This window comes from Chlorobiota bacterium, assembly GCA_016700335.1.
Lineage (GTDB): Bacteria > Bacteroidota > Ignavibacteria > OLB7 > OLB7.
Genome location: CP065014.1, coordinates 626881 through 642332, shown reverse-complemented (window position 1 = coordinate 642332; position 15452 = coordinate 626881). Strand labels below are relative to the sequence as shown.

The 15452-nt window shown below is 27.8% G+C and carries 16 protein-coding genes; 13 read left to right on the top strand and 3 right to left on the bottom strand.

The window, feature by feature from the left end:
* Positions 1 to 253: 253 nt before the first annotated feature.
* From IPP08_02625 to IPP08_02595, 7 genes are all read left to right on the top strand, one after another.
* Positions 254 to 1642, top strand: a complete 1389-nt coding sequence (locus tag IPP08_02625) for an MBL fold metallo-hydrolase (protein QQS67088.1) — start codon at positions 254 to 256, stop codon at positions 1640 to 1642.
* A gap of 66 nt (positions 1643 to 1708) precedes the next feature.
* Positions 1709 to 2830 (top strand): efflux RND transporter periplasmic adaptor subunit, encoded by a 1122-nt coding sequence (locus IPP08_02620; protein QQS67087.1) that lies wholly within the window; start codon positions 1709 to 1711, stop codon positions 2828 to 2830.
* Entirely contained in the window at positions 2827 to 4086 is a 1260-nt protein-coding gene (locus IPP08_02615) for an ABC transporter permease (protein ID QQS67086.1), read from the top strand. Before IPP08_02620 ends, IPP08_02615 begins: the two co-directional genes overlap by 4 nt.
* Position 4087: 1 nt before the next feature.
* Positions 4088 to 4765 carry an ABC transporter ATP-binding protein gene (locus IPP08_02610; GenBank protein ID QQS67085.1) on the top strand — a complete coding sequence of 226 codons (678 nt, stop codon included), beginning with the start codon at positions 4088 to 4090 and terminating at the stop codon, positions 4763 to 4765.
* Between the two features lie 58 nt (positions 4766 to 4823).
* The gene (locus IPP08_02605; GenBank protein QQS67084.1) at positions 4824 to 5492 is read left to right on the top strand and encodes a DUF2461 domain-containing protein; all 669 of its coding nucleotides are present in this window, start codon (positions 4824 to 4826) and stop codon (positions 5490 to 5492) included.
* 254 nt (positions 5493 to 5746) lie between these two features.
* Entirely contained in the window at positions 5747 to 7828 is a 2082-nt protein-coding gene (locus IPP08_02600) for a hypothetical protein (protein ID QQS67083.1), read from the top strand.
* A gap of 18 nt (positions 7829 to 7846) precedes the next feature.
* Positions 7847 to 8380: a T9SS type A sorting domain-containing protein gene (locus IPP08_02595; protein QQS67082.1), complete on the top strand. Its 534-nt coding sequence runs from the start codon at positions 7847 to 7849 to the stop codon at positions 8378 to 8380.
* A 76-nt stretch (positions 8381 to 8456) separates the two neighbouring features.
* Here the strand turns inward: IPP08_02595 and IPP08_02590 are convergent, their stop codons facing one another.
* The 3 genes from IPP08_02590 to IPP08_02580 form a co-directional block, all read right to left on the bottom strand.
* On the bottom strand, positions 8457 to 8663 hold the full coding sequence (locus IPP08_02590) for a T9SS type A sorting domain-containing protein (protein QQS67081.1): 207 nt from the start codon (positions 8661 to 8663) through the stop codon (positions 8457 to 8459).
* Positions 8664 to 8848: 185 nt separating this feature from the next.
* Positions 8849 to 9481: a hypothetical protein gene (locus IPP08_02585; protein QQS67080.1), complete on the bottom strand. Its 633-nt coding sequence runs from the start codon at positions 9479 to 9481 to the stop codon at positions 8849 to 8851.
* Positions 9482 to 9499: 18 nt separating this feature from the next.
* On the bottom strand, positions 9500 to 9667 hold the full coding sequence (locus IPP08_02580) for a hypothetical protein (GenBank protein QQS67079.1): 168 nt from the start codon (positions 9665 to 9667) through the stop codon (positions 9500 to 9502).
* Positions 9668 to 9891: 224 nt separating this feature from the next.
* Between IPP08_02580 and IPP08_02575 the strand changes: the two genes are divergently transcribed.
* The 6 genes from IPP08_02575 (at position 9892) to IPP08_02550 (ending at position 15030) form a co-directional block, all read left to right on the top strand.
* On the top strand, positions 9892 to 10281 hold the full coding sequence (locus IPP08_02575; protein ID QQS67078.1) for a hypothetical protein: 390 nt from the start codon (positions 9892 to 9894) through the stop codon (positions 10279 to 10281).
* An 86-nt stretch (positions 10282 to 10367) separates the two neighbouring features.
* On the top strand, positions 10368 to 11726 hold the full coding sequence (gene hemN, locus IPP08_02570) for an oxygen-independent coproporphyrinogen III oxidase (GenBank protein QQS67077.1): 1359 nt from the start codon (positions 10368 to 10370) through the stop codon (positions 11724 to 11726).
* 86 nt (positions 11727 to 11812) lie between these two features.
* A complete protein-coding gene (locus IPP08_02565; GenBank protein QQS67076.1) occupies positions 11813 to 12685 on the top strand; it encodes an SDR family NAD(P)-dependent oxidoreductase in 873 nt (290 codons plus the stop codon).
* Positions 12686 to 12759: 74 nt separating this feature from the next.
* On the top strand, positions 12760 to 13311 hold the full coding sequence (locus IPP08_02560) for a DUF1697 domain-containing protein (protein ID QQS67075.1): 552 nt from the start codon (positions 12760 to 12762) through the stop codon (positions 13309 to 13311).
* A 63-nt stretch (positions 13312 to 13374) separates the two neighbouring features.
* The gene (locus tag IPP08_02555) at positions 13375 to 13854 is read left to right on the top strand and encodes an OsmC family protein (GenBank protein QQS67074.1); all 480 of its coding nucleotides are present in this window, start codon (positions 13375 to 13377) and stop codon (positions 13852 to 13854) included.
* 87 nt (positions 13855 to 13941) lie between these two features.
* Complete coding sequence (locus IPP08_02550; GenBank protein ID QQS67073.1) at positions 13942 to 15030, top strand: Rieske 2Fe-2S domain-containing protein; 1089 nt, start codon at positions 13942 to 13944, stop codon at positions 15028 to 15030.
* Positions 15031 to 15452: the final 422 nt, after the last annotated feature.

Below are 15452 nucleotides of genomic sequence, written 5' to 3'. Positions count from 1 at the left end.
TATTTAATCATTTAATTTTGTGAAAATCTTAACTAAATTGGATGTTAATATTTTAATATTAGGATTAAATTTAAGTGATAATTATCTTAGATTTCAACTAATATTTTAAGTTTTAAATCATCTATTTAAAAATATATTTAATTTAGTTTTACTTTACAATGACTTCAAAATAAATTGTAAATTGAAGTCTTATTTTTCTATTATACTTTTTTCAAATTACTTATTAAAAAAAACAGTAAATCATTTATTTATTATGAAGATTGAGCAGATATATACTGGTTGTTTGGCACAAGGGGCTTATTACATAACAAGCAACGGTGAGGCTGCTATAATTGATCCATTAAGGGAAACTAAGCCTTATATAGATAGAATTACTAATGATGGGGTGAAGCTTAAATATATTTTTGAGACTCACTTTCATGCAGATTTTGTAAGTGGACATTTAGATTTAAGCAACCTAACGGATGCAGATATTGTATATGGTCCAAATGCAAACCCTAATTTTAAAAGTATAATTGCGTATGATAATCAAGAGTTTGAAATTGGGGATATAAAAATAAAAGTACTTCATACTCCTGGGCATACTCTAGAAAGTTCAACATATTTACTAATTGATGAATTTGGAAATGATTATTGTATTTTCAGTGGTGATACACTTTTTTTGGGTGATGTAGGCAGACCAGATTTAGCTCAAAAAACTGGTAGTATAACCGTTGAAGATCTTGCTGGATTATTATATGAAAGTTTAATTAATAAAATTATGCCATTACCAGATAACATTATTGTTTATCCTGCACATGGTGCTGGTAGTGCTTGCGGTAAGAATATGATGAAAGAGACTTTAGACACCCTTGGCAATCAAAAGAGAATGAATTATGCACTCAATCAACCTGATAAAGAGACTTTTATAAAGGCAGTTACAAATGGTTTATTAACACCTCCAGGATATTTTAGTATGAATGTTGCAATGAATAAAAATGGATATAATAGTTTTTCGAATGTGTTAAAAAAAGGACTGACAGGATTAAGTATTGATGAATTTGAACAAATGATTGAATTTAATAATGCAATAATTCTTGACACTCGTGACTCTAGTGAATTTAGTAAATGTTTTATTCCAAATTCAATTAACATTGGTATTAACGGAGATTTTGCTCCTTGGGTTGGTACATTAATTTCAGATGTAAATCAAAATATAGTTTTAGTAACTGAAATTGGGAAAGAAGAAGAATCTGTAACTAGGTTAGCTCGAGTTGGGTTTGATAATCAATTAGGATATTTAGTTGGTGGAATTAATAATTGGTTGGAAAATGGCAAAGAGTCTGACAAAGTAAATAGGATAACGGCAAACGAATTTGCTGAGAATATAAAAGATAAAAATGAACTTATAATTGATGTAAGAAAAGAGAGCGAGTATGAAACTGGTCATTTAATAAATTCTTCAAACAAACCTCTTAATGAAATAAATAATTGGATTAATGAATTGAATCCAAATTCACATTTTTATATTCACTGTGCTGGGGGTTATAGAAGTATGATTGCTTCGAGTATATTGCTTTCAAGAGGATATAGAAATTTTTCAGAAATTGAAGGTGGTTATAGTGAGATATTAAAATCTAATTTGTTAGAACCCATAAAATAAAAATACAATTTCTTGAAGATAAAGTTAAATTAATTCAACATAAAATTAAAGTAGTTATATTAAAAGATGAGTTCATTATTAAAATTTTTTAGATTCAAACACAAAATTATTATCTTGAATATTTTAATAATATTTAGTTTGATTATTCAATCATGCAGTAAACCAATTGACTCTATAAAGCCTAAAGTTGGATTAATTACTGAATCAGTTTATGCTTCTGGAATAATTAAAAGTAAAAATCAATATATGGTTTATTCAACAGTTGCGGGCATTATACAAAGTGTGTTAGTTAAAAAAGGTGATGTAGTAAAAAAAGGAGATCCATTATTTATTATTAAAAATGAGACCTCAAAAATTAATACTGAAAATGCAAAAATATCAACTGAATTTGCAAACAGAAATATTAATGGTGACAAAGTAAATGAGCTTAAAAATGCAATAGAAAATGCTAAAAGCAAACTCTTAAATGATTCTCTTTTGTTAACTAGACAAAAGGAATTATGGGATCAACAAGTAGGTTCAAAATTTGATTTAGAACAAAGAGAATTAGCTTTTACCAATTCAAAGAATAATTATTTATCTGCTATTTTTAGGTTAAATGATTTAAAAAGACAATTAAATTTTAATGCTGAACAATCTAAAAAACAATTGGCAATCAGTAAAACAATTGCCAAAGATTATACAATTAGAAGTTTAGTAGATGGTAAAATTTATAGCATTACAAAAGAGCAAGGTGAATTGGTTAGTTCGCAAAGTCCAATTGCAATAATAGGTAACTCAGATAATTTTAGCAGTGAATTGCAAGTAGATGAAAAGGATATAGTTCAAGTTAAAATTGGTCAAGTTGTTTTTTTATCTTTAGATAGTTACAAAGGAGAAGTATTTGAGGGATTAGTGAACTTTATTAACCCTATTATGAATGATAGAACAAAAACATTTACAGTTGAAATTGAATTTACAAAGCAACCTCCACAACTATTTCCTAATTTAACAACTGAAGCTAACATTGTTATAGCAAAAAAAGAAAATGCTATTACAATTCCTAGATCATATTTAATTGACGACTCATTAGTTTTAATGGAAAATAAAGAAAAAAGAAAAATTGAAATAGGTTTGAAAGATTTTGAGAGAGTAGAAATATTAAGTGGAATAAAATCTGAAGAAACAATTATGAAACCTACTAAATGAACTTATCATTGATAAATTCAATTTCTATTTCCCTTCTTTTAGCAAGATGGAAACAATCTTTAGTTGCAGCTGTTGGGGTTACTTTTAGCATTACAATGTTTATTGCATTGTTAGGTTTTATGAATGGGCTAAATGATTTGCTTGATGGGCTGATTTTAAACAGAACTGCACACATAAGGCTATACAATGATATCAAGCCTAATTTGAACCAACCAATTAATTTATCGAAAGACTATTTAAAAAGTTATAATTTTATCAGTTCTTTAAAATCTAGTGGTAGTAGAATTGAAATTTATAATAGTAACGCAATAATGAATGCCCTGAAAAAAGACCCAAGAGTATTAGGGGTTGCTCCGAAAATTATTGCACCTGTATTGTATAATGCTGGAACAATTGATATTACAGGAACTGTTAGTGGAATTGATGTAATTGAAGAAAGTAAATTATTTTTTTTCAATGATTACATTAGAAAAGGAGATCCTATGAATTTGAAAAATGAGGGTAACAGTATAATTTTGGGTGTTGGAGTTGCAGATAAATTACTTGCTGAATTAGGAGACATTATTCAAGTAACAACTTCAAAAGGTGACAGGTTAGCTTTAAAGGTTGTAGGATTTTTTCAATCTGGTATTCAAGATATTGATAAAGTTCAAAGTTATGCTTCAATTGCCACAACTCAAAAATTGTTGGGTAAATCAAGCAGTTATATTACCGATATACAAATTAAAATTAAAGACTTAAAACAAGCACCAACAGTTGCATTAGAATATAAAAAATTGTTCAATACTGATGCTGTAGATATTCAAACTGCGAACTCACAATTTGAAACGGGATCTAACATAAGAACTTTGATTTCTTATGTTGTTGGAATTACTTTATTGATAGTTGCTGGGTTTGGAATTTACAATATTTTAAACATGATGATTTATGAAAAAATGGATACAATTGCAATTTTAAAAGCAACAGGATTTTCTGGAAAAGATGTAAAAAAAGTATTCATAAACATTGCTATGAGTATTGGAGTTTTTGGTGGTTTATTTGGTTTGCTTTTTGGGTTAATATTATCTTTAATAATTGACACAATTCCATTTAACAACGCTGGATTACCTACAATTAAAACTTTCCCGGTAAACTATAACCCAATTTTCTATATAATTGGAATAGTTTTCTCTATTGTTACCACATACTTAGCTGGTTTTTTTCCAGCAAGAAAATCAAGCAAAATTGATCCAGTAATAATTATTCGTGGCAAATAAAATGTCTGATATAGTTCTTGAATCAAAAAAAATAGTGAAATATTTTAAAGACCCAGTTACTGTAAAGGCTTTAAATGATATTAGTTTTTCAATTAATAAAAGTGAGTTTGTTTCTATAACTGGAAAATCTGGATGCGGGAAATCTACTTTATTATATATATTATCAACAATGGATACTGATTACGAAGGTGAATTATTTATTGATAATGAATTGATAAATGGTAAATCGGAATCAGAGTTATCTAAAATTAGAAATGAAAAAATTGGATTTGTTTTTCAATTTCATTATCTGCTAAATGAATTCTCAGTTGTAAAGAATGTAATGTTACCAGGATTGAAATTACAAAAATATTCTGATAAGGAAGTTGAATTTAGAGCAATAGAAAAACTCAAGACCTTAGGAATTGAAAAGCTTGCAATGAAAAAAGCTAATCAACTTTCTGGTGGTGAAAAACAAAGAGTTGCAATTGCTCGGGCATTGATAAATGATCCTTTAATTATTATGGGTGATGAACCTACTGGCAACTTAGATAAAAAAAATAGTGATATTGTTTTTGATATTTTCAAACAACTTGCTGATGAGTTTAAACAAACATTACTTATAGTTACTCACGATCAATCTTTTGCAGATAATACCAACAGAATAATTGTTATGGAAGATGGAATGATTATTAATTAGTTTACAATCAATCTTTAAATTTTAACATTTATTTACTCAATTACTAAAAAATTTAATTATGATTTACTTCGAAAATAGATTTATTGATTTCTTCAATCAACTTAAAGAAAATAATAATAAAGTATGGTTTGATGCAAATAGGAATTCTTATGAAACCTTTGTAAAAAAGCCTTTTTTTGAATTTGTAAATGAGTTCATTCATAACATTCAAGTTCATGATCCTAGAATACAAGTAACTGCTTCCGATTCGATTATGAGAATTAATAAAGATATTAGGTTTTCTAAAGATAAAACGCCTTATAAAAATAATGTTGCAGCTTTAATCTCATTAAAAGGAAAAAAAAATAAATCATTCCCAGGATTATTTTTTCAAATCTCAGCTGAATTTGTAGAGATTTATTCTGGAGTTTATCAGCCAGATAAAGATCAACTTAATAGTATTAGAGAATATATTGCTACAAATGGTAAAGAATTTTCAAATGCATATTCTGATAAAAATTTCATAAAAAAATTTGGTTTAATTCAAGGAGAAAAATCTAAAAGGATTCCAGCCCAATTTACTGATGCAATAGTTAAAGAACCTTATATAAGTAATAAGCAATTTTATTTTTCAGCAAAGCAAAAATCTGAAATTATATTAAAAGAGAATTTTATGGAAATCATGATGGATTATTATTTATCAGGAAAAATTTTGAGTGATTTTTTGGAGAAAGCAATCAATATTTAAATCGAGAATTTGAGGTAAAATTGTCACTTCAAGTTTTAAAATATTAAACAATCTAAAAAATTACAATATAGATTTTTATTTTTTTATAATCATACTACTATATTAAATTTTCATAAAACAAATAAAAAAAAAACATTATTTTATTGTTTTAAACGATAATTTTATATATTAGCACAAATATTCTATGAAAAGAATATTATTAAAACTCTCAAAACAACAAATTTTCATTTCTATTAATCAAATACAAATCTCAAATGAAATCTATTTTCAAAATTGCAATTTTTACAATTGTATGTATTTTTTCTAGTAGTATTGTTGAGGCTCAAATGCCAAGAACTATAGCCTATCAAGGTGTACTAGCAAATACAAATGGCACTTTTATTCCTGATGGGAATCACTTTCTAAAATTGACATTGTATACAACTCCATTAAATGGATCATCTGTTTACACTGAAACTCAAAACGTTTTAGTAATTAAAGGGATCTTTAATTTAGTTCTTGGAACTGTAACTCCAATACCTAATTCTTTATCATTTGATGTTCCTTATTTCCTTGGAGTAGCAGTTGATGGTGGTACTGAAATGTCACCTCGTACAGCACTTTCCGCTGCACCGTATTCAATTTTTTCACAAATTGCAAATCAAGCTAATTCATTAGCTCCTGGTGCAACTGGTGCTGTTACAACACTAAATGGACTTTCTGGTGATGTAACATTAGAAGGACTTGGTTCAACCTCTATTTTTAAATCTGGAAATAAAATTTCAATTTCGTCTTCTGGTGGTTCTGGGGTTGGATCTGGTATTCAAAAATTTGAGAGTATTGATGGAACAATTTCTGTAGCTTTCCCAAGTGGACCAGTTACATCAGTAGGTTTAACTGATAATACAATTACTGGAGCAAAAATTTTAAATGGAACAATTGAACCAATTGATTTATCTCCAAGTGTTCTATTCTTACCTCATCCACCAAATGGAGCTGCTGGTGGTGACTTGCTTGGAAGTACTTATCCAAACCCATCTATTGCAACTTCTGCAATTAATAGTGCTAAAATTTTAGATGGTTCAATTGTTAACGTAGATGTTTCTCCTACAGCAGCAATTGCTTATAGTAAATTAAATTTATTAACAAGTATAGTAAATAACGATGTTGCTCCAACTGCTGCAATTGCATATAGTAAACTAAATTTAAATAACAGTATTATTTCAAACGATATTGCTAACAATAATGTTACTTTACCGAAAATAAGTACAACAGGAGCATTAACAGGGCAAGCAATTACTTTTGATGGAACTAATATAGTTTGGGGTGATGGCTTATTCCTACCCTTTTCTAAAACTGTAAATTCTGGTAGTACACTATTTGATCTAACACAAACTGGTGCTGGTGGAGTTGGTAATTTTAAAATTAATAATGCTGCAAATATTTTAGATGCTGTACGTGGTGAAAGTAATGGTACTGGATCTGGAGTATTTGGGTTTTCGACTGGAACTGGTAATGCAGGGAAATTCCAAATTTCAAATCCATCAAGCGTAACTACAGCTGTAAATGTATCAACAAATGGAATAGGTTCAGGAGTTAGTATTCAATTAAATAATGCATCTAATGGTGCAAGGGGAGTTGATGTATTACAAACTGGTGTAGGACCTGGAGTTTTTGCTACAAGTGCTGGTGGAAATGCTCTTTGGGGTATTACTTCTTCTATTTCAGCTGCAGGCGTTATAGGTGACAACACTTTCGGTGAAGCTGTTGTTGGTCGTAATAGAGGAGGAAATGGAGTTGGTGCTGTTGTTGGAAGAAATGATTCTTCGGGTTATGGTGTACGTGGATTTAATACAAAAGATGGTATTGGTGTTCTAGGGCAAACAGGAATTTCTGGTGGTACTGGAGTTGGTGGAAGATTTGAAAATGTGAATGCTGCAAATGGTAATGACGCTTTGCAAGCTGCTACAAATGGAACTGGCTGGGCTGCCAATATTACAAATTCAAATAATTCTTCTTCTTCAAGAGGAATAAGAGTTTCAACTACTGCAAATCAGGGTGGTAATGGTTTGACTATAGCAAATGGTACTTTTTCTACTTCATACCAAAATCCTTATTCTTCAGGATCAGTTGTTGATGATGCAATTCTTGTAGTTACAACCGCAGGTAATGTTTCAATACCGACTGGAGCTCCTTTAGTTGATGGAGCAAACATACATTTAGTAAATAACTCAGGTGGAGTTGTTACAATTACTAATACAACTGTAGGTGCTTTTAATGTTAACCCTGGTAGAGCTGTAAAATTGCTTTTTGTTTCAACAGTTAGTGGTGCAAATTGGATTCCAGTTCAACCTTAATTTTAATAATTCAATAGTATGAAAAATATAAAATCAATTGTTATATTGTTATTGCTGATAGGTTATAACTTATCTGCTCAATCAACTATAATACCTGTTAGTGTTATCTCGCAAGGTGCTACCAAAGCTTCTGCTGGAACTATGGTTCTTGCTGGGACTGTTGGACAAACTGTTATTGGTTTTTCTCAGAATCCTGCTCTTTATAATTACCAAGGTTTTTGGAATTCTATTTCTAGATATATTATTTTTATCTCTGATGTTAAAGAAGAAGTTTTTAATTCTTCTTCTTCTAAATTACTTGGTTTAAAAAATTATCCGAATCCTATTGTTGACAACTCTACTTTTGAGTTTAACGTTTCAGCAGCTAACTTTGTTTCACTTAAATTATTTAATTCTCTTGGTAAAGAAGTTAAATCTCTAGTTGATGGTTTTCGTGAACCTGGTTTGATTAAAGTTTCTATTTCTGCTAATGAGCTTGGTTCTGGGCAGTATTTGGCTGTGCTTAACGTTGGTTCTAAAACTGATAGGATTAATGTTATTGTTTTGAAATAGTTTCTTTGATTTATTCTTATTAATAAAAAAGCCGAACTGATTTATTTCAGTTCGGCTTTTAGTTTGTGTTTTAAAGCTATTTTACAATTGAAAATTTCTTTAAAATATATTTTTTGTCAACTAATATTTTTGCAATATAATTTCCAGATTTTAGTTCAGTCAAACCTAAAAAAATATTCTCAGTTGGAATAACCTTTCTCAAAATTAAATTACCAATTGAATTGTAAATATAAACTTCTTGTTTAGTATTTCTTCTTAAAACATTGATTAAAAATAATTTCATTCCTACAATAACTATTAAACTAATTTCCACATCGTTATCTATTTTTCCAATAGGTGCTTTATAACAAAAATTTCGTTGCTACCATTTACAGTAACTGCGTTACCATTTTCAGTAAACTTAACGGAGTTAAATGTTTGAACATTTGAGCAAATGATTGAGTCACTTGTTCCAAGATGCCAAATTTTTCAACCATCAAATGTAAGTAAAATAGTGCCAGTTGAGCCTACTGCAATACCTTCATTTGAGTTTTTAAAGTTGATGTTAAAAAGAAAACCAATACAATCTTTGTAAAACAGACTATCAAAAATTAAATCCCATGTTTCTCCGCCATCCAAAGTTATATAAATAAAGCTCTTTTGTTGATAGCCAATAAGCCCAGCACCTACTTTTCCACCAATAGCCCAACCCAATTTTTCATTTAAGAAAAAGAAACGGTTACAACTATCAGGTCCTTTTCTAATTGTCCAATTAACTCCCTTATCTATACTTTTAAAAATTACAACATTAGGAACTCTTTGAGCAATTCCAATAATTACATTTTCACTTGGCATTGCTAAATCACTAATTGTTAATGACTTTGGGGAATAAGCTGTAAACATACTATCAAACTTAAAGGTATTATAACTTTCCCAACCATTAAATGTCATAAATATTGTTGTTGGATTTTCAATTATCACCCCATTTTGGGAGTTTAACATGATTATTTTTTTTAAATATTCACTTCCAAAGTCATAATTTTTCCAAATGATTCCCCCATCAGTTGTTTTGTACATATTGCCTTCATAACCTGAAATAAAGATTGTTTGTTTATCTATCATTGTAAGATAGAACATTGGTTATTTAGTCTCAAAAACTTTAAACCAATTGTATCCTCCATCTGTACTCTTGAATATATGAGCGTTAATAGAACCATTATTTCCAATGGCATAACATGTATTGCCAATAGCCTTTACACTAGGAAATCCTAATCCAGGAAAATGAGCAGTTTTATCCCAATTATACACTTGTGAATAACAAATATGAGATAGAAATAATAAGAATATTACAAGATTTTTCGAAACTTAATTCATATAAAAAAGATTTGATGTTTTCAATTTATAATGTTTTAAACCTTTACTTTTCATTTGTTTGAATTGTAAAGGTTTTTTTTAATTTTAATCAACTATAAATTTAAATTTTTTAATCACTATTTTTGTCAAAATAAAACTATTAAACTTTGAAATCAAATATGTTAACAGACAAATTTTATAAAGAATTAGGGAAACTGTTTTATGCAGTTGCAATAATTGATGGGGAAATAAACCCTAAAGAATTTAACGAATTAAAAAATCTTGTAGTAACTGATTTAGTTCCTCTTGATGAGAAAGAAGATAAATTTGGTACAGATTCAGCATTTTTAACTGAATTTGAATTTGAGATTTTTCAAGAAATGAATATAAGTTCAGAAAAAGCATATAGTTCCTTTATTGCTTATTATAATCAAAATGAAATTTACTTTACAATTAAAGTTAAAGAAATTATTTTAAAAATTGCTGATTCAATTGCAAACTCTTTTAAAGGCAAAAATAAATTAGAAAGTGATTTTCTGATTAGATTGAAATCTGATCTAAAAATGTAAGTTTTTAATATTTGGTTTAAAAAATATTCACTCAATTAATTCTCAAGATTCCTTTTTAAAAATTTGAATTTTAAAAATTATTATTAATGAGAAAAGATTTAATACAAAAATATAATGTACCTGGTCCGCGATATACAAGTTACCCAACAGTACCATATTGGGAGAATTCAATTTCCATAAAAGACTGGTCAAATCTAGTTAAACAATCATTTGATCAAAGTAATGAAAGTGAGGGAATAAGTATTTACATACATTTACCATTTTGTGAAAGTTTGTGCACTTATTGTGGTTGTAATACAAGAATCACAATTAATCATTCGGTTGAGAAGCCTTATTTGGAAGCAATTTTAAAAGAATTTGAAATGTATATTTATATATTTCAGAATGTACCAAAAATTAGCGAAATTCATTTAGGAGGTGGTACACCAACTTTTTTTAGTCCAGAAAATCTTACATTATTAATTGAAGGTATTAAATCTTTTGCAACTATTGATTCTAATGCTCATTTAAGTTTTGAAGCTCACCCAAATAATACAACAACAGCACATTTAAATTCATTATTCAATAATGGATTCAAACGATTGAGCTTAGGAGTACAGGATTTTGATGAAAAAGTACAAGTTGCAATTCATAGAATTCAAAGTTACGAACAGGTAAAATTTACAACCAATTCAGCAAGAGAAATTGGATATGAATCAGTTAATTATGATCTTATTTATGGATTGCCTTTTCAAACTATTGAAAGCATTGAAACTACAATTAATAAAGTGTTAATTATTAAACCAGATAGAATTGCATTTTATAGTTATGCTCATGTACCATGGATAAAACCTGCACAGCGTGGATATTCTGATAGTGATTTGCCAGAACCAGAAACAAAGAGAAAGTTATATGAAATTGGTAGAGAATTATTAGAAAAAGGTGGTTATTCAGAAATAGGTATGGATCATTTTGCACTACCCAACGACTCACTTTTCAATGCTGTTGAAAAAGGAACTTTGCATAGAAATTTCATGGGCTATACTTCAAGCAAAACTCGCTTACTGATTGGGTTAGGTGTATCTTCTATTAGTGATAGCTGGAGCGGTTTTTCACAAAATTCTAAAAACCTTGAAGATTATTTGACTAAGGTAAATTCAGGATTATTACCAATTTTTAAAGGTCATATTCTAACCAATGAAGACTTAATAATACGTCAACATATAATTAATATTATTTGCAAATTTGAAACTTCTTGGAAAGAGCCACAAAATCAATGCCCTGCTCTTTTTGAATCTTTAGAAAGATTAAATGAACTTATTCAAGATAACCTAATAATTATTGAAGAATCAAAATTATTTGTAACTAAAGAAGGTAAAAATTTTATTAGAAATATATGCATGGCATTTGATTCTAGACTACACAAATCAGAACCTACCATTCAATTATTTTCTCAAACTGTTTAATTTTGAAATTGTATTTTAATCCCAATGTTTTGGGATTTTTTTATTAAAATTTCTGAATTAAATAATCAGTAAATTTAACTTTAACTATGAATTTAGTAGGTCAAAATATATTTATAACAGGTGCAACATCTGGGATTGGTAAGGTTGCAGCACTCAAACTTGCAAATGATGGTGCAACTGTAATTGCAACTTATCGAAATGATGAAAAAGGGGAAACTTTATTACAAAACTTTAAAGACAATCACCCTAATTCCAAAGGTAAATTAGAACTAATTAAATGTAACTTATCTTCATTTGAATCAATATCAGAGGCTTGTAAAAAAGTTAAGAATAACTATGATAATTTAGATGCAATAATTAATAATGCAGGTATTATGAACTTTAGTTTGATTGAAAGTGAAAATAAAATTGAAGAGATTTTTCATGTTAATTTATTAGCTCCTGTTTTGATAAGCCACTTGTTAATTAATTCATTGGAAAAATCGGATCTAGGTAAATTAATTTTTACTACATCTGGTCTTCATCAAGGCAAAATAAATTTCAATAATATTGAACTAAAAATTAATTTTTCTGGATTTAAATCTTATAGTCAAACTAAATTAGGTTTAATTTTACTTACAAAGTTGTTTGCCATAAATCTATCCAAATCAAATATAGGAGTTTACAGTAATCATCCTGGGTTAGTAAGAACAGATATAGCTAGAACAGCTGGTATTTTTTCAAAATTGTTTTTTTATTTAATGGGTAAAAGCCCTTTAGAAGGAGCTAAAACTCTGATATATTTATCTGAAAATGAAAATAGATTTTTGAAGTCAGGTGAGTATTATGCTGATTGTAAAATTACAGAAACATCTAAAGAGAGTTATAATATAGAAACTGCTACAAATCTGTTAAATGTTTGCAAAACTTATCTTATTAATTGGATTAGTTACCCATCTGCAATATTCCCAAATTCTTAATTTATTATTTCAGGAATAAAACAAGTAAAAAGCTTTTTAGTTTTAATAATTTTAATATCTTTTTATAAAAAACAATGGTTGATAAGATTAAGTACATTGCAATTCTTAGGGGAATTAATGTTGGTGGGAATAAATTAATTAAAATGGATTCTCTTAGATTAATGTTAGAGAACATTGGATTTGAGAATGTTAAATCTTACATTCAAAGTGGTAATTTAATTTTTAATTATAAGTTATCAGATTGTAAAATTTTAGCTCAAAATATTTCAGATAAAATAAAAGAACTTCTCTTTTTTGATGTTCCAGTTATTGTATTAGGAATAAATGAATTAGAGAAAATCTATGAATCTAATCCTTTCTTAAAAATATTAGAACTAGATATTTCATATCTTCATATTACTTTTTTATCTGATGTTCCAAAGAATGAAAAATTGTTACTACTTCAAAAAGATTTTGATAATATTGAGTTTAAAATAATAAATAAAAGTGTTTATTTGTTTTGTCCTTATGGTTACAGCAAATCAAAATTGACTAATAGCTTACTCGAAAAAAAGTTAAATGTAACAGCAACAACTCGTAATTTAAAAACTGTTATTGAACTAATTAAAATGGCTAAATCCAATTAGTATTTCAGTTTTATCTTTTGTATAAAAATTTATTTATAACGAACATTAATTTTAAATCTAAGTATGAATATTAATCATCAATACAAACTAACTCTAAAATGGACTGGAAACAAAGGGCAAGGTACTAATGATTATGCTGCTTACGAGAGAAGCCATAATATTAATATTGAAAATAAAGTTGAATTACAGTGTTCTTCAGATGCACCATTCAGAGGAGATTATACTAAACATAGTCCAGAAGATTTTTTCTTAGCATCAGTTTCATCTTGCCACATGTTATGGTATCTTCATCTTTGTGCAGACTCAGGAATAGTTGTGTTAGAATATACAGATTTTGCAGAGGGAATCTTATCTGTATTTAAAGATAAAGGTGGTTGTTTTACAAAAGTTATTTTAAATCCATTAGTTATTGTGAGCGAAAGTTCTATGATAGAAAAAGCTATTGAACTACACAATAAAGCCAATCAAAATTGTTTTATAGCAAATTCATTAAACTTCAAAGTGGACCATATTCCTACAATCAAATCAATAAAAGAAAAATAATTAGAAATAAAAATCCATTCATAATTGTTGATATTTATAATTTTAAATAAAATTTATTTTTACAAACAAACATAAAATTCCTGATTTATGAACCAATTTTTTATTGATGAGAATATTTCGCTTGCTAAAACAATTCATTCAGATTTTTACACCTCTCAAGATATTTTCTCCCTATCTAAAGAAAAAATATTTTCAAAAAGTTTTCAGTTTATTGGTGACCTAGATTTGTTTCCAGATAATGGATTTGCATACCCAATTACATTTCTGGAATCATTTCTTGATGAACCCCTAATTATTCTTAAAGATAACAATTCAAATTTAAAGTTAGTGAGTAATGTATGTACTCATCGCGGAAATATACTTGTAAATAAACCTCAAAATTTAAATCAAATAAGATGTGGTTATCATGGTAGAACTTTTAATTCAAATGGTGAATTTCAATCTATGCCTGAATTTGAAGGAGTACAAAATTTTCCATGTAAAGATGACAACTTAACAGAATTGAATATTTTTAAATGGGGCAATTTGCTTTTCTCCTCACTTAATAATGATTCAGATCCATTAAAATTTTTTGGTGAAATGATTGATAGAATGAATTTCATTCAATTAGATAAATTAGTTAGAAGAGACGATTTGAGTAAAGATTATTATATTGAAGCAAACTGGGCTTTATATTGTGATAATTACCTTGAAGGATTTCATATTCCATTTGTTCATAATTCATTGAATAATGTTTTAGATTTTGAGAACTACAATAATGAAATTTTTTATCCATATTCAAACCTACAATTAGGAATTAGTAAAAGTAAGATTGGAACGTTTGATTTACCAAAAACATCGCCAGATTATGGTAAATTTGTTGCAGCTTATTATTTTTGGGTATTTCCAAATATGATGTTCAATTTTTACCCTTGGGGATTATCATTAAATATTGTAAAGCCATTGGCACATAACAAAACAAAAATTTCTTTTATTACTTATACTTATGATGAAAGCCTAATAAATATAGGAGCTGGAGTAGGCTTAGATACTGTTGAACTAGAAGATGAAGCTGTAGTTGAATCAGTTCAAAAAGGAGTTAAAAGTAGGTTCTACAATCAAGGTAGGTTTTCAATTAAAAGAGAAAAATGTACTCACCATTTTCATACACTTCTATCAAAGTTCTTAAATAGTTAATTTCTTATTATATCTTTAAATCAATTGAAATTTATAGAATTTTAACAATAGAGGTGTTAACAAAAAATGTTAATAATTCATTAACTTACTTTTTTTAATAAATTTTTATTAAAAAATTTCTCCAATTTAACATTATTTGTACTTTAAAATGTTAAATCCTAGTTTGGTAAATCCTTTAAAAATATTAATGTGGTTATTGATATTTTTCATGTTAAAATTAATACCGCCTAAAAGCAAAGCCTAACTTATAAAGAAAATAAATTTGATTTCAAATAATGAGGAGCTATTAGATTGTCCAATTCTTGAATATAAAACTGGATCTGTAGAAATTAGAGAAATACAATTGATGGAATAATTTCATTTACAATTTTTTTCAATATAGTAAGAACATTTTATTATTATTTTTAATAATTTTGATTATC

Bases quoted from the DNA above. Each gene is read 5' to 3' on its own strand.
- IPP08_02625 (QQS67088.1), top strand. From the start codon at position 254: ATGAAGATTGAGCAGATATATACTGGTTGTTTGGCACAAGGGGCTTAT.
- IPP08_02595 (QQS67082.1), top strand. From the start codon at position 7,847: ATGAAAAATATAAAATCAATTGTTATATTGTTATTGCTGATAGGTTAT.
- IPP08_02555 (QQS67074.1), top strand. From the start codon at position 13,375: ATGAATATTAATCATCAATACAAACTAACTCTAAAATGGACTGGAAAC.
- IPP08_02575 (QQS67078.1), top strand. From the start codon at position 9,892: ATGTTAACAGACAAATTTTATAAAGAATTAGGGAAACTGTTTTATGCA.
- IPP08_02560 (QQS67075.1), top strand. From the start codon at position 12,760: ATGGTTGATAAGATTAAGTACATTGCAATTCTTAGGGGAATTAATGTT.
- IPP08_02600 (QQS67083.1), top strand. From the start codon at position 5,747: ATGAAATCTATTTTCAAAATTGCAATTTTTACAATTGTATGTATTTTT.
- IPP08_02550 (QQS67073.1), top strand. From the start codon at position 13,942: ATGAACCAATTTTTTATTGATGAGAATATTTCGCTTGCTAAAACAATT.
- IPP08_02615 (QQS67086.1), top strand. From the start codon at position 2,827: ATGAACTTATCATTGATAAATTCAATTTCTATTTCCCTTCTTTTAGCA.
- IPP08_02620 (QQS67087.1), top strand. From the start codon at position 1,709: ATGAGTTCATTATTAAAATTTTTTAGATTCAAACACAAAATTATTATC.
- IPP08_02590 (QQS67081.1), bottom strand. From the start codon at position 8,663: ATGAAATTATTTTTAATCAATGTTTTAAGAAGAAATACTAAACAAGAA.
- hemN (QQS67077.1), top strand. From the start codon at position 10,368: ATGAGAAAAGATTTAATACAAAAATATAATGTACCTGGTCCGCGATAT.
- IPP08_02565 (QQS67076.1), top strand. From the start codon at position 11,813: ATGAATTTAGTAGGTCAAAATATATTTATAACAGGTGCAACATCTGGG.
- IPP08_02610 (QQS67085.1), top strand. From the start codon at position 4,088: ATGTCTGATATAGTTCTTGAATCAAAAAAAATAGTGAAATATTTTAAA.
- IPP08_02585 (QQS67080.1), bottom strand. From the start codon at position 9,481: ATGATAGATAAACAAACAATCTTTATTTCAGGTTATGAAGGCAATATG.
- IPP08_02605 (QQS67084.1), top strand. From the start codon at position 4,824: ATGATTTACTTCGAAAATAGATTTATTGATTTCTTCAATCAACTTAAA.